This is a genomic window from Catenulispora pinisilvae (assembly GCF_015356865.1).
Lineage (GTDB): Bacteria > Actinomycetota > Actinomycetes > Streptomycetales > Catenulisporaceae > Catenulispora > Catenulispora pinisilvae.
In genome coordinates this window covers 25,882-41,076 of the sequence record NZ_JAAFZA010000078.1, presented here as the reverse complement: position 1 = coordinate 41,076, position 15,195 = coordinate 25,882, and the positions used below count along the sequence as shown (strand labels likewise).

Below are 15,195 nucleotides of genomic sequence, written 5' to 3'. Positions count from 1 at the left end.
CTACGACGGCCCGACCGGCATCGGCACCCCCAACGGCGTCACCGGCCTGTCGACCGGCGGCAGCGGCACCGAAACCGTCTCGGTCACCAACCCCGGCAACCAGACCTCCACTCAGGGCACCGCGATCAGCACCCTGCAGATCTCCGGCACCGACTCGGCCGGCAAGTCGCTGACCTACTCGGCCACCGGGCTCCCGGCCGGCCTGTCGATCAGCAGCTCCGGCGCCATCACCGGCACCCCGACCGGCACCGGATCGTCGTCGGTCACGGTCACCGCGTCCTCGGGCACCGCTTCCGGCTCGACCTCCTTCACCTGGACGGTCAACGCGCAGGGCGGCACCGAGACCGTCTCGGTCACCAACCCCGGTAACCAGACGTCCACTCAGGGCACTGCGATCACGAAGCTTCAGATCTCGGCGACCGACTCGGCGGGCAAGTCGCTGACCTACAGCGCCTCCGGTCTGCCGGCCGGCCTGTCGATCAGCTCCTCGGGCGCCGTCACCGGCACCCCGAGCGCGGCCGGCACCTCGAACGTCACCGTGACCGCGACCTCGGGCACCGCCTCGGGCACGACCTCCTTCACCTGGACGGTCAACGCCTCCGGCGGCGGCTGCACCTCGGCGCAGCTGCTGGGCAACCCCGGCTTCGAGACCGGTAGCGCCGCCCCGTGGACCGCCACCTCCGGCGTCATCAACAGCGACACCACCGATGAGCCGGCCCACTCCGGCAGCTACGACGCCTGGCTCGACGGCTACGGCACCACCCACACCGACACCCTCGCGCAGAAGGTGAGCATCGCCGCCACCTGCAAGACGGCCAGCTTCTCCTTCTGGCTGCACATCGACACCGACGAGACCACGACCACCACGGCCTACGACAAGCTGAACGTCCAGGTCCTGAACTCCTCCGGCACCGTGCTGGGCACCCTGGGCACCTTCAGCAACCTCAACCACAACAACGGCTACAGCCAGCACTCCTTCAGCCTGGCCAGCTACATCGGTCAGACCGTCACGCTGAAGTTCACCGGGACCGAGGACAGCTCGCTTCAGACCTCGTTCGTCATCGACGACACCGGGCTCAACGTGAGCTGATCGCGACACAGAACAAGTAACAGAACAGGTAACTGAGCAGGTAACTGAGGGCGGCGGATCTCTGGGCGATCCGCCGCCCTTCGCCGCGCCCGCAAGCCGGCCCGACTCGAACAACCACGCGGTGCGGCCGGGTCGGCTGAGGAGCAAAACGTGTCAAAGGTCGCCTACGGGACCTCCGTGCGCGAGACTCGTGACATGGGATTCGACCTCGCCGAACTACTCGCCGCGCGCCGAGGCGAGGGATACGGCCTGCACGCCAGGTACGGGAACCCGCAGTTGGCCCGGATGCTGCGGACCATCGGCTTCGACACGGTCTACGAGCAGGCCGAGGGTGCGTTCCTAGTGGGCGCGGACGGGCAGCGGTACCTGGACTTCCTCAGCGGCTTCGGGGTGTTCGGCCTGGGCCGCAACCACCCGGTGGTCCGGCAGGCTCTGCACCAATACCTGGACGCGCAGGTCGCCGATCTGGTGCAGTTCGACTGCGCTCTGCTGGCCGGACTGCTGGCCGAGCGGCTGGTGGGCAAGGCGCCGGGGATGGACCGGGCCTACTTCGCCAACAGCGGGACCGAGGCGGTCGAGACGGCGCTGAAGTTCGCGCGGTGCGCCACCGGCAAACCGCGGGTCCTGTACGCCGACCACGCGTTCCACGGACTGACGGCCGGGTCGTTGTCGGTGAACGGGGCGCGGGAGTTCCGGGCCGGGTTCGGGCCGCTGCTGCCCGGCGGTTCGGTCGCGTTCGGGGATCTCGGGGCGTTGGCGGCCGAGCTGCGCAAGGGCGACGTGGCGGCGTTCATCGTCGAGCCGATCCAGGGCAAGGGCGTGTTCCTGCCGCCCGATGGCTACCTGCGGGAAGCGCAGGAGTTGCTGCGTAAGCACAAGGCCCTGCTGATCTGCGACGAGGTGCAGACCGGCCTGGGCCGCACCGGGGACTTCTTCGCCTACCAGGCCGAGGGGCTGGAGCCGGACCTGGTGACCGTGGCGAAGACGCTGTCCGGCGGGTTCGTGCCGGTCGGGGCGACGCTCGGCAAGGAGTGGATCTTCCAGAAGGTCTACTCCTCGATGGACCGGGTCCTGGTCCACGACTCCACCTTCGGCTCCATGGCGATGGCCATGACCGCGGCGCTGGCCACGTTGTCCGTCCTGGACGACGAAGACCTCACCGCGAACGCCGCGCGGACCGGTGACCAGCTGCTCACCGGGCTGAAGGAGATGGCCGGACAGTACGAGATGCTCGCGGACGTACGGGGCCGCGGGCTGATGATCGGCATCGAGTTCGGGAAGGCTTCCTCGCTGCGGCTCAAGGCCGGGTGGTCGATGCTCCAGGCGGCTCGCAAGGGTCTGTTCTCGCAGATGATCGTGATGACGCTCTACCGGCGGCACCGCATCCTGACCCAGGTCTCGGGCGACTATCTGGAGGTGGTGAAGCTGCTTCCGCCGCTGACCATCGGCGAGCGCGAGGTCGAGGAGTTCCTGGCGGCCTTCGCGGACGTCATGGAGGACGCGCACAAGGGCACCGGGATGATGTGGGACTTCGGCAAGACCCTGGTGAAGCAGGCCCGGTCGTCCTGAGGCGCGCCGCGGTCGCGCCCGGTGGACGTGCTGGCGTTGTGAGGCGTCAGCCTGCTTGCTGGAGCTCGGCGAGCACCAGATCCCGCAACTGCCCCGGTTCCACTCCCTCCTCGCGCAGGATCCGGACGGCCGTGCCGTCTTCCCGGATGAGTCCGAGCAACACGTGCTCGGTACCGATGTAGCCGTGCTTGAGAGCCAGGGCTTCGCGCAGCGAGAGTTCCAGCGCCTTCTTGGCTCTGGGGGTGAAGGGGATGTGGCCGCGCGGAGCGCCGGCCGGCGGCTCGTTCCGGTTGCGGCGACGCCACCACGGCCCTTGGTGTGTACTCCCCGGACCGGCTCCGGCGCCGTGCCCGGGCCCGTTCTCGAGCGCGCCCGGTCCGAATGACTCCTCTAGGGCGGCCCGCACCGCGTCGATGTCGATGCCGATGCTCCGCAGCGCCGCCGCGTCCTTCTCGGCCAGGTCGCGGTCCGACTCCGGCCCGGCCTGCTCCAGTCGTCCGATGGTGGCCAGGACCCCGTCGCGGGTGATCCCGGCTTCGGCGAGCGCGCGCCCCCCGGCGTGGTCGGTACCGCGGAGCAGTCCGAGCAGGAGGTGCTCGGTCCCGATGCGCGGATGCCCCAGGATCCGCGCCGAGTCCTGGGCGACCACCACTGTCTGGCGGGCTTCGCCGGTGAACCGTTCGAACATCACATCTCCCGTCCGGACGCCGGGACGGACACACTCCGCGCCCGCCCCGCGTGCTTCTTGTGGACAGCCTGTTTGCTGACGCCGAGCTCGTCGGCGATCTCCTGCCACGACCAGCCCTTGGCCCGGGCGTGGTTGACCTGGAGGGTCTCCAGGGTTTCCAGCAGCCGGCCCAGCGCCGCGACCGCGCGGAGTCCTTCGCGCGGTTCGGCGCCGGCGGCGGCCGCCGCCAGATCTGTTGCCTCGGTCATAAAAGTCAATGTAAGTTGACGCCCGGGTTCTTGTCAACCGTGGTTGACGACCGGGGCCGCCGCCGGTCTCTGATGCCGATCACACCGCGCGTCCGGCGCGCCGACTCGGCAGAATCGCCGGTATGGCCCTCTCCCGATCACCGGCTTCCGCCGAGGCGGGAACGACGACGGCGGCCGACGGCGACACGCCGCGCCGCAAGTTCCTGCGGACCGAGACCGGCAGCTCCGCGCTGCTCCTGGCGGCCACGGTCGCGGCGCTGATCTGGGCGAACGTCTCCACGGCGAACTACGACTCGGTGTGGGCGACGCAGGCCGCGGTCACCATCGGACACACCGGCGTGGCCCAGGATCTGCGCGGCTGGGTCAACTCCGGGCTGATGACCTTCTTCTTCCTGGTCGTGGGGCTTGAGGCGCGCCGCGAGTTCGACATGGGCGAGCTGCGCCGGCGCAGCCAGCTCGCGCTGCCGCTGGCGGCCGGGGTCGCCGGGGCGGTGCTGCCGGTGGCGATCTTCCTGGCGATCAACGCCGGGCACCCCTCGTCGCACGGCTGGGGCGCGGCGATGAGCACCGACACCGCGTTCGCGCTCGGCGTGCTCGCGCTGGTCGGCCGGGGGCTGCCGCTGCGGGTGCGGACGTACCTGCTGACCGTGTCAGTCGTCGACGACCTGGTCGGCATCCTGGTCATCGCGTTCTTCTACAGCGACCACATCCGGGTGGCGGCGCTGCTGGTCGGGGTGGCGCTGCTCGGCGTGGTCCTGGTGCTGCGGCAGCGCGGGGTGCGGTACGGCCCGCCGTACTTCGTGATCGGACTCGCGGCCTGGGTCGCGTTCTTCAAGTCCGGGGTGGACCCGGTGTCGGTCGGCCTGGCGATCGGGCTGCTGACCATCGCCTATCCGGCCGCGCGCGACGATCTGCAACAGGCCAGCGAGCTGTTCCGGAGCTTCCGCGAGCAGCCGACGGCCGAGCTGGCGCAGAGCGCGCGCCTGGGGGTGTCGGCGGCCATCTCGCCGAACGAGCGGCTACAGAGCTGGTACCACCCGTGGACCAGCTACCTGATCGTGCCGCTGTTCGCCCTGGCCAACGTCGGCATCCCGATCGACGCGCGGTTCCTGGCCCACGCCTACACCTCCCGGATCACGCTGGGCATCCTGATCGCCTACGTGGTCGGCAAGCCGGTCGGGACGGTCGGCGCGGCGTGGGTGCTCACCCGGATCAGCCGGGGCCGGGTACGGCTGCCGGTCGGCTGGGCCGGGGCCGCCGGGGCCGGGGCGGCCGCCGGGATCGGGTTCACGGTGTCGCTGCTGATCGCGACGCTCGCCTTCCACGGCGTGCAGCTGGAGCAGGCCAAGCTCGGGGTGCTCTCCGCGGCGTTGGTGGCCTCGGCGGGAGCGTGGGCGGTCTTCCGGATCACGGCCCTGCTGCCCAAGCCGCTGCGGCAGCGGGCGCTGCTGGGGACCTCGGAGTCGATCATCGACCTGGCGGTCGGCGTCGACAAGCACCGCGACCACATCCGGGGGCCGGCCGACTCGCTGGTGACGATCGTCGAGTACGGGGACTTCGAATGCCCCTACTGCGGGCAGGCCGAGCCGGTGGTGCGGGAGCTGTTGGCGGCGTTCGGGGACGTGCGCTACGTGTGGCGGCATCTGCCGCTGGTCGACGTGCACCCCCGGGCCGAGATCGCGGCCGAGGCGTCCGAGGCGGCGGCGAAGCAGGGCGCGTTCTGGCCGATGCACGACCTGCTGCTGGACCGTCAGGACGCGCTGACGCCGGTCGACCTGCGCCGGTACGCGAGCGAACTCGGGCTGGACGTCGAGCGGTTCGCCTCCGATCTGCGCCAGCACGTCTTCGCCGCGCGGGTCGCCGAGGACGCGGATTCGGCCGATCTGAGCGGGGTTTCCGGGACACCGTCGTTCTTCATCAACGGCCGGCGGCACCATGGCGCGTATGACATCGAGACGCTGACGACCGCGGTTCGGGCGGCCTACGCCCGCGCGCAGATCGCGCGGGCGTGAGCCGGTCCCGCGCAGTACTCAGCGCGCGAGAGTGAACACCACGGTCGAGGTGACGTTGGTCTGACCGGACGCCGTGCCGCAGCCGGGACCGGTGGTCATGACCGCGCCGTCGATCGCGTCGCCGCCGAACTTGGCGCTGGTGGCGGCCATCGAGCCGGAGCCGTCGGTCGAGGCGTTGCCCAGGACCGTGACCACGGCGGCCTGGCCGAGCGACAGGGTGGAGACGGTGCCGTCGGACCAGGTGATGCCGGTCGTGGAGGGGTCGCTGTAGGCGATGCCGGTGCACTGCGCCGCCGGGAGCACCGTGGTCCGGGTCATGGTGCCGCCGACCAGCGGGGCGCCGCCGTCGTCGAAACACTCCACCGGCCCGCTCTGCCGGAGCGTCTCGGGCTGCGCGGCGTTGGTGCTGCCCGGGTCCAGCGGCGCGCTCCAGCTCCCGCTGAGCGTCGCGGTGCAGCTGGCGACCAGCACGGCGGCTTCGGCCCGCGGCGGCGCGGTGACGGCGAGTCCCGCGGCGACGGTCAGCACGGTGCCGAGGATGGCGGATCTCATGGTGCGGCCTCCGATTCGGTAGTCATGATCAACTACGCAGAAGCTACTGCCTCGGAGTTCTGCGACACCCTCGGCGCGCCGGGCCGGCGCGGTAATTGCCCGCGTCTGTTCACCCCGGCCCACCTCTGTTCAGCTGGCAGGCGTCTGGCCTCAGCCAGGCCGCGTCTGTTCAGCTCGGCCGGCGTGTGTTCAGCCCGGCTCGCGTCTGATCAGCTCTACCGGCGTCTGTTCAGCTCGGTCCACGCCGACCGCCGTCGGCCAGCAGCCGCGCGACCGGAAGCGTCGCCGCGCCGAGGGTCCCCGAGGTGTGGCCGAGTTCGCCCGGCTCGATGCGCGTGAACTCGAACAGGTAAGGCAGGGCGTGCCGGCGCGCGATGAGGCGGATGGCCGGGAGCAGCGCCTGACACAGCAGCGCCCCGGCCCAGCCGGAGATGATCACCCGGTCCGGGGCGACCAGGTTGATCAGGTTGCTGATTCCGGCGCCGAGGTAGCCGGCCGTGGTGTCCAGGACGGTGCGGGCCGCGGGTTCGCGGTGCTGGACGGCCCGGTCGACCAGTTCGGTCAGCTGCTCGACCACGCCTTCGGTGGCGAACGGCGTGCTGCCGCGGGTCGCCGCATAGCGCGCGAGGATCGCCTCCGCGCCGATATACGTCTCCAGACACCCGCGCGCACCGCAGCGGCAGGTGGGACCGTCGAGGTCGACGACCGTGTGCCCCCACTCCAGAGTGAAGCTGCGGGCCCGGCCGCCGGGGCCGGCCGCCATCGACAGCGCGCCGCCCGCACCGATCCCGAGGAGCAGGGTGACGGCACGTTCGGAGCCGCGCGCGGCTCCGCGCCAGACCTCGGCCTGGCCCAAGGCCATGGCGCCGTTGTCCACCTCGGGGGCGAAACCGAGGCCGTCGCGGAGCAGGCCGGCCAGCGGCACCGCGGACCAGCCGAGCGTGGGGGCGTGGATCACCGCGCCGCCGGCGCCCGGGACGCCGACGCCGACGCCGAGCAGGCCGGCCGGAGTGATCCCGACGCGGGCCGTGACCGCGGCTATCTCCGACAGGATCTGGTCGGCCACCTCCTGCGGCGGGACCTGCGCGGTGGCCACCGGCCGCACCTCTTCGGCGACCGGCTGCAAGGTCCAGTCGAACAGGCCCACCCGGATCGCGGTCTCGGCGATGTCGACGCCGACCACGTACCCGAAGTCGGGCAGCACCCGCAGCAGCGAGCGCGGCCGGCCGCCGGCCGAGCTCTGCGACCCGTTCTCGCCGACCAGACCGTCGGCGATCAGGTCGGAGACCACGTTGCTGATGGTCGCCGCGCTCAGCCCGGAGGTCCGGGCCAGATCGTTGCGATTGGTGCACTCCCCCAGATACAGCCGCGTCAACAGATCGGCGCGGTTGTGCCAACGCAGGTCGCGGGTCGTTTTCTGGGTGCGGGTGGTCACGGGGCGGATTCTGCCACCCTTGACGCCCGCAGGCGGTGAGAGTTCAATCACGTCTTGGAATAAGAAGTGAACAAAAGGGCTGATGACGATCAACCCCTGCACGCCTCCCCCACATTCCCCACGTAGTCCTCAGGCGGTACCCCCATGCCGAAAGCACCCCCGAGCTCCACCGCGAGACGCCGTATCCGGCTCCTGATACGCGCGCTGTCGGCGACCGCGCTCGTCGCGTCCGGAGTCGCGATCGCCGACGCTCCCGCGCACGCCGCGAACGAACCGGTCAACGTCTGGCTGACCACGACGAACGACTCCGGCGGCCGGAACGTCACCCAGGGCCTGGCGCAACAGGCCCCGGTCTCGTTCAGTGCCGGATCCGGAAGTTCCGGACAGGTCGTGACGGTCAACGAGAACACCAAGTACCAGCAGTTCACCGGGGCGGGGGCGTCCTTCACGGACACCGCCGCCTGGCTGATCAACAGCAGCGGGGCGCTCAGCGCCAGCACCCGCAATACCCTGATGAACAACCTGTTCAGCCCGACCACCGGCATCGGGCTGGACTTCCTGCGCAACCCGATGGGCGCCTCGGATCTGGCCCGCTACAACTACACCTACGACGACATGCCCTCGGGGCAGACCGACCCGTCGCTGGCGAACTTCTCGATCGCCCACGACCTGGTCGACGTGCTGCCGCTGACCAAGCAGGCACAGCAGCTCAACCCCGGGCTGAAGGTCATGGGGACGCCGTGGACCGCGCCGCCGTGGATGAAGGACAGCGGAGCCTACAGCCAGGGCTGGCTCCAGTCGCAGTACTACGCCGCCTACGCGCAGTACTTCGTGAAGTACATCCAGGCCTACCAGGCGCAGGGCGTGCCGATCGACTTCGTCTCGGTGCAGAACGAGCCGACCTGCTGCTCCGGCTACCCCTCGATGCAGTGGAACGGATCAGGGCTCGACTACTTCACCGTCAACGACCTGCTGCCGGCCTTCCACGCCGCGGGCCTGTCGACGAAGGTGCTGGCGCTGGACTGGAATCCCGACTCCTACGCCGCCTACGGCGCCCCGACCGTCGACGACGCCGCCGTGCGCAACGACCCGAACTTCGGCGGCATCGCCTGGCACGGCTACGAAGGCGACGTCAGCACCCAGACCGACATCCACAACCAGTACCCGAACGTCGACTCCTACGACACCGAGCACTCCGGCGGCACCTGGATCGCCAACCAGCAGCAGGAGGACATGAACAACATCATCGACTACACCCGGAACTGGGGTAAGTCGGTGGTGAAGTGGTCGCTGGCGGTGGACCAGAACATGGGTCCGCACAACGGCGGCTGCGGCACCTGCACCGGGCTGGTCACCGTGCACAACGGCGACTCGCAGTCCGGCCAGGTCGACTACAACATCGAGTACTACGACATGGGCCAGCTGACCAAGTTCGTGAAGCCCGGCGCCTACCGCATCGACTCCACGGCCAACACCAGCGTGCCGAACGTCGCATGGATCAACCCGGACGGCTCGAAGGCGCTGGTCGCGTACAACGAGTCGGGCAGCACTCAGACCCTGACCGTCAACTGGGGCAACGAGACCTTCAGCTACTCGCTGCCGGCTCAGACCTCTGCGACGTTCACCTGGAACGGGACGCAGAGCAACGGCGGGGGCGGCGGCGCACCGGCCGGGCAGATCACCGGCTACGGCGGCAAGTGCGTCGACCTGGCCGGAGCGAGCTCGGCGAACGGCACCGCCGTGCAGCTCTACGACTGCAACGGGACCGGCGCCCAGCAGTGGACGGTCGCCGCCGGCGGGACCCTCCAGGCGCTCGGCAAGTGCATGGACGTCACCGGGGCCGGGACCACGAACGGGACGCAAGTGCAGCTCTACGACTGTAACGGCACAGCCGCGCAGCAATGGCAGCACCAATCCAACGGGGAGTTGGTGAACACAAACTCAGGGCGCTGCCTTGACGCCACCGGACCGAGTTCGGCGAACGGGACCCGATTGCAGATCTGGGACTGTACGGACGCGGCGAACCAGCAGTGGACGCTGCCTTCTTGATCAGAGCGCTAATACAACACTTATGTCGTGGCATTGACGGACTCCGGGTTCGGCAGTAGAACCAAACGGACAAAGTCAAACAGCTCCAAACCAAAGCAAACGGAGCCCGGGATGCGACGGCAACGGCAAGGACAGGTTCGGGTTCGGGTCTGGGCGGCGGCGGCGTCCGTGGCGTTGGTCGCCGCCACAGCCCCGATGGCGGCGGGGAGCACGGGCCGGGCGGGCACGGCTGCGGGATCAGGAGCCGGATCGGGAGCGGCAGCCGGAGCGGGAACGCCAGGCCGGGCGAAACCGGCGCTCGGCGGTCCGTGGACGCTGTCGACCACGGATCCCACGACGAACTACGCACCGACCTTCATCGGCAACGGCTATCTCGCCGCGCGGGTGCCCGCCGAGGGCACGGGGTTCAGCATGAACCCCATCCCCACCGAGAGCGAACTGGCCGGGTTCTACTCCAATCCGCCCGCCGAGACTTCGTGGTCTGAGATCCGCGGCAGCCTGCCCACCTGGACCACCCTCGGGCTGACCGACGGCGGCGACAGCTTCGGGAACCTGCCGACGTGCGGCTTCGACGAGCTCTGCGAAGCCGCCGCCGGCCGGCTTTCCGGCGGTGCCACACCCGCGCATGATCACAATGACTCCGTCGGCGGGCTGTTCGTGGCGGGCCTGGGCTACGGGTCGCCCGAGGTCGGATCGACGGTCACGGTGCCGGTCGCGGGCACGCAGGCGGGTCCGGCCACGGTCGCCGTCCGGTACGCCAACGGCAACTCCGGCAATGAGACCGTCTCGTTCAGCGTCGACGGCGCCGCGCCGCAGCAGGTGTCGCTGCCGTCGACCGGCAGCTGGGACTCCTGGAACACGCTGACTCTTCCGACCACGCTCAACGGCGGCACCGACAGCGTCTCGGTCTCGGTCGGCGCAAACGATTCCGGCCAGGTCAACCTGGACACCGTCGCGGTCTACCCGGCCGGTGCCACGGCCCCGACCACGGTCTCCCAGGCGCAGGCCGGCACCGAGTCCGGCTACAAGCAGACGCTCGACATGAGTACCGGGACGCTCACGACGTCGTTCACCTGGACCGCGCCTTCGGGGCGGACGACCGACTTCGCCTACACGGTGAACTCCGATCAGTGCGACGCGCATGTCGGCATGGTGACGATGGCCTTCACGCCGCACTGGTCCGGATCGGCGACCGTCGTCGACGCGCTGGACGGGCGCGGGGTCGTCAACTCCGGGACGTCCGCGGCGACGGTCGACGGGGCCGACGGGACCCTGACCGAGACCGACGTCGCCGACGGGACCGGGGTGACCGCGGCTGTGGCGTCGGTGCTGCGGACCGGCGGGTCTTCGTCGCCGACCGCCACGAGCCCCACCGCCGGCGCGCCGGCTTCGCAGAGCGCGACGATGGCTGTGGCGTCCGGGACGACGTACACCGCGACCAAGTTCGTCGGGGTCGCGGCGACGAACGACGGCGGTCCGGACGCTCCGGCCGTCGATCCGCAGCCGATCGCGCTCAGCCAGGCCACGGCGGCGGCGAACGCCGGGGCGAAGGCAGTGACGACGCGCAACGACCAGGCTTGGTCGCGGTTGTGGAACGCGGACATCGCTGTGCCGGGCGACGACGCGCTCACCGGCGAGGTGCGGGCCAGCATGTTCTATCTGCTGGAGAGCTCGCGGGCCGATGTGCCGTGGAGCATGCCGCCCGGCGGGTTGTCGTCCGACGGCTACAACGGCCACGTGTTCTGGGACATGGACACCTGGATGAACCCGGCCTTGCTGGCGCAGCATCCTGATATCTCCGAGGCCGCCGACGGCTATCGACAGGCGTTGCTGGGCCAGGCCGATCAGAACAGCTCCACCTGCGCGCCGTCGGGGCAGTCGGTGAGTGGGGCGCGGTATCCGTGGGAGAGCGCGCTCACGGGTAAGGACACGTATACGGGTACCGGTGCGTATTGCGATGAGCTGCACATCAGCTCCGATGTCGCGCTCGCCCAATGGCAGTACTACTTGGCCAGCGGGGACACGGCTTGGCTGAGCGGCAAGGCGTGGCCGGTGTTGCGGGACATCGCGACGTTCTGGGCTTCGCGGGCCGTGCCGGACCCGAATGCGGCCGGGAGCTACCAGATTCTCGACGTCATGCCGCCGGACGAGTACCACGACGGGGTCAACGACAGCGCCTACACCGATGTCGCGGCGCAGACCGTGTTGCGGATCGCGGCGCAGGCGGCGCAGATCACGGGGAACTCGGCGGATCCGGCGTGGACGACGGTGGCTGACGGGTTGGAGGTCCCGTTCGACTCCGCCGACAACCGGTATCTGGAGTACGACGGGTATCCGACGGGACAGGGCATCAAGCAGGCGGACGTCACGATGTTGCAGTACCCATGGGCTCAGCCGATGACGTCCCAGGTCGCGCAGAACGACCTCGACTACTACACCTCGGTCACCGACATCAACGGGCCGTCGATGACGGACTCGGTCGCGTCCATCGACGCCTCCGCGCTGGGTGGGAGCCGGTGCGACTCGTACACGTATCTCAAGCGCAGCGTCGATCCGTTCATGGGTGCGCCGTTCGATCAGTTCCATGAGACGCGCGGCGGCGGGGCGTTCACGTTCGACACCGCTGCCGGTGGCTTCCTGCAGGAGTTCGAGTACGGATTCACCGGGTTGCGGTGGAACGCCGACGCGGTGCAGCTCGACCCGTCGCTGCCGCCGCAGCTGCCGGGGTTGGACCTGACCGGGTTGCAGTGGCACGGAACCACGTACTCGCTGTCGATCCGGCCCGGCGGCACGACCATCACCGTCACGGCCGGGCCCGCGCTTCCGGTCAGCGTCGCCGGCGGTGCCACACAGACGGTGAGCCCCGGGTCGCCGGCGACGGTGGCCACGCGGACGCCGAGCGCGTCGTCGAACGCAGCCGCTTGCAAGCCGGTCACCGCCTCCAACCAGGACCCCAGCTACCCCGCCGAGGCCGCGATCGACGGAAGCCCGGCCACCGCTTGGCACGCCACCGCCGCCGGCGCGAACCTGACAGTGGATCTGGGTACGAGCACTGCGATGAACCAGGTGCAGGTGCAGTCGGACGGGGCCACGACCGCCTACAGCATCGAGGGCTCCAACGACGGGTCCGCGTGGACCACGTTGGCGGTGCAGGCGGCGATCCCGGATTCGGACAGCACGGCCGCCTTCCCGACCGGCTCTTGGCGCTACCTCCGGTACCAGGCCGATCCATCCGCCACCGCGCAGGTCAGCGAGCTGGTGATCGGTCCTCCCGGGCAGCAGATCCGTCTCGCCTCGGCGGGGTGGTGCACCGACGATCGAGGCGGGGCCGGCCAGTCGCAGGACCCGATCCAGGCCTACGCATGCAACGGCACCGGGGCGCAGACGTGGACCGCACTCCCCGACGGGACGATACGGGCGACGGGCCGCTGCCTGGACGTGCAAGGCGGGCAGACCGGCGACGGGACGCTGGTGCAGCTGTATGACTGCGACAACACCGGCGCGCAGAGCTGGAAGGCGCAGAGCAACGGCGAGCTACTGAACCCCCAATCCGGCCGCTGCCTGACAAACCCGGCCAACGGCGGTTCCGGCACGCAGCTCGACATCGAGGACTGCAACGGCGGCGCCGACCAGACCTGGACGCTCCGCGCCTCAGTGGGCCCCGCGACCGGCCTCAACGGACTCTGCCTGGACGACCGCTTCTCCAACTCCGCCGACGACAACCCGGTGCAGGCCTACACCTGCAACACCAGCTTCGCGCAGCAGTGGAACCTGAGCAGCAAGACCCTCCAGGCCTTCGGCAAGTGCCTGGACATCACCCTCGGCGGCACCGCGAGCGGCACGCCGGTGGATCTGTATCGCTGCAACCAGACCGGCGCGCAGTTGTGGGAGCCGCAACCCAACGGGGAACTGCTGAACCCGCAGTCCGGGCGGTGCCTGACCGATCCGGGGAGCGGTGGTTCTGGGACGCAGTTGGATGTTGAGGATTGCTCGGGTGCGGCTGATCAGGTGTGGGGTCTGCCTTAGTCGGGGGCTGGGGCTGGCTGGCTTAGCCGACGTTGGCCGGGTTGGCCGGGTTGGCCGGGTTGGCCGGGTTGGCCGGGTTGGCCGAAAACGCTAGCCGCTGTAGCCGAGTCCTGCGGGCTGTTTGGGGGTCGGATCTTGGGGGGCTGCGGTTTGCGGACCGGGTTGCGGTTGGCGTGTGCGTTTTAGAAGCTTTTTACGGCCTTCGGTCATAGTTGAGCCGGTTCGGGGTTCGGAGCGGCGGGTGGGTTTGTCGGCTGCCGGTTTACGCGTTCACGACCCCGCCCCACCTCAGGCCTCTTCAACTCCCGCAAGTCGGAACAAGAGCAAGAGCCAGATCAAGATCAACAGCAAGGTCAACGACACAGGTCAAGGGCAAGATCAACAACAAGATCAAAAACTGTGATGCAGAGCCCGGCGCCTCCGGCGGGGGCTCTCGGCTCCCTCGGGGAACTGGCGCGGTTCCATAGGGTGGTCCGGTCAGGGCCCTGCGCTGGCGGTTTGTGAGGTGGCTACGGTCCGTTCCCCTCGCTCGCGTCGTCAGCCCCAAGGGGTACAGCGCCGAACCCCGGGAGTAAAGTCCGCGCCCTTGCGGTCAGGCGGGCAGGCGGCGGCCGCGTACAGCGCGAACTTGACTCCCGAGAACCGGCACTGTAGGCAAAGCCCTGCCGACGCGACCGAGGGGAACGAACCGAAAACCGACCGGAAGAAAAGCAATCGCAGGGCCCATAGACGCAGGCTGGTTAGTGCAGCTGCCGGTGAGGGCGTAGCGACGGGCCAGTGGTCAGTCGGTCGAGAACATGCCCGGGTGCGGTCGGGACCAGCTATACCCGCAGCGGGCTTCGAAGACCGGGCCGATCCGGCACCCGCCAACCCAGACCGCGCGCCCTCGGGACTGCCGCGCCGCCAGCACCTATACCGGCAGCCGGACTCGCCGGGCCGCCGGTACCGCACCACCAGCTTTGTACTTTTCCGGCCGGTTTTCGGTTCGTTCCCCTCGGTCGCGTCGGCAGGGCTTTGCCTACAGTGCCGGTGGCCGGGAGTCAAGTTCGCGCTCTGACAAACCGCCGCCTCCACGCCCGACGTGACGGCGCGGACTTTACTCCCGGACACCGGTGCTGTACCCCTTGGGGCTGACGACGCGACCGTGGGGAACGGACCGCACCACCTCACAAACCGCCAGCGCAGGGCCCTGACCCGACCACCCTATGGAATTGCGCCAGTTCCCCGAGGGAGCCAAGAGCCCCCGCCGGAGGCGCCGGGCCTTCATCACAGCTCTTGATCTTGATCTTACTTGGACTCTTGCCGTTGATCTTGCTTGGGCTCTTGATCTTGATCTAGACCCTGATTCAGACCTGCTGGAGATGAAGAGGCCTGAGGTGCGGCGGGGTCGTGAACACGGGAACCGGCAGCCGACAAACCCACCCACCGCCCCGAACCCCGAACCGGCACAACCATAACCGAAGGCCGTAAAAAGCTTTGAAACCCACACGCCAACCGCAGCCAGCCCGCAAGCTCCCGCCCCCGCT

9 protein-coding genes are annotated in these 15,195 nt (G+C 69.5%); 5 read left to right on the top strand and 4 right to left on the bottom strand.

The window, feature by feature from the left end:
- Nucleotides 1–1,090, top strand: a 1,090-nt coding sequence (locus IZR01_RS21860; RefSeq protein ID WP_194924936.1) for a putative Ig domain-containing protein, incomplete at its 5' end; no start/stop codon positions are given.
- 195 nt (nt 1,091–1,285) lie between these two features.
- Nucleotides 1,286–2,659 (top strand): aspartate aminotransferase family protein, encoded by a 1,374-nt coding sequence (locus IZR01_RS21855; RefSeq protein WP_194893229.1) that lies wholly within the window; start codon nt 1,286–1,288, stop codon nt 2,657–2,659.
- Nucleotides 2,660–2,705: 46 nt separating this feature from the next.
- Here the strand turns inward: IZR01_RS21855 and IZR01_RS53405 are convergent, their stop codons facing one another.
- Nucleotides 2,706–3,347: a Clp protease N-terminal domain-containing protein gene (locus IZR01_RS53405; RefSeq protein WP_194924935.1), complete on the bottom strand. Its 642-nt coding sequence runs from the start codon at nt 3,345–3,347 to the stop codon at nt 2,706–2,708.
- Nucleotides 3,347–3,595, bottom strand: a complete 249-nt coding sequence (locus IZR01_RS21845; protein ID WP_194893205.1) for an RNA polymerase sigma factor sigma-70 region 4 domain-containing protein — start codon at nt 3,593–3,595, stop codon at nt 3,347–3,349. The genes IZR01_RS53405 and IZR01_RS21845 overlap by 1 nt, the downstream gene beginning before the upstream one ends.
- A gap of 122 nt (nt 3,596–3,717) precedes the next feature.
- Between IZR01_RS21845 and IZR01_RS21840 the strand changes: the two genes are divergently transcribed.
- Nucleotides 3,718–5,607 (top strand): Na+/H+ antiporter NhaA, encoded by a 1,890-nt coding sequence (locus tag IZR01_RS21840; protein ID WP_194893204.1) that lies wholly within the window; start codon nt 3,718–3,720, stop codon nt 5,605–5,607.
- A gap of 18 nt (nt 5,608–5,625) precedes the next feature.
- Here IZR01_RS21840 and IZR01_RS21835 read toward each other — a convergent pair whose 3' ends face one another.
- Nucleotides 5,626–6,159 carry a hypothetical protein gene (locus IZR01_RS21835; RefSeq protein WP_194924934.1) on the bottom strand — a complete coding sequence of 178 codons (534 nt, stop codon included), beginning with the start codon at nt 6,157–6,159 and terminating at the stop codon, nt 5,626–5,628.
- A 229-nt stretch (nt 6,160–6,388) separates the two neighbouring features.
- Entirely contained in the window at nt 6,389–7,594 is a 1,206-nt protein-coding gene (locus IZR01_RS21830; protein WP_194924933.1) for an ROK family transcriptional regulator, read from the bottom strand.
- Nucleotides 7,595–7,738: 144 nt separating this feature from the next.
- Between IZR01_RS21830 and IZR01_RS21825 the strand changes: the two genes are divergently transcribed.
- Together IZR01_RS21825 and IZR01_RS21820 are read left to right on the top strand one after the other, a co-directional pair.
- Nucleotides 7,739–9,643 carry a ricin-type beta-trefoil lectin domain protein gene (locus IZR01_RS21825; protein WP_194924932.1) on the top strand — a complete coding sequence of 635 codons (1,905 nt, stop codon included), beginning with the start codon at nt 7,739–7,741 and terminating at the stop codon, nt 9,641–9,643.
- 111 nt (nt 9,644–9,754) lie between these two features.
- The gene (locus IZR01_RS21820; protein ID WP_194924931.1) at nt 9,755–13,669 is read left to right on the top strand and encodes a ricin-type beta-trefoil lectin domain protein; all 3,915 of its coding nucleotides are present in this window, start codon (nt 9,755–9,757) and stop codon (nt 13,667–13,669) included.
- Nucleotides 13,670–15,195 lie beyond the last annotated feature (1,526 nt).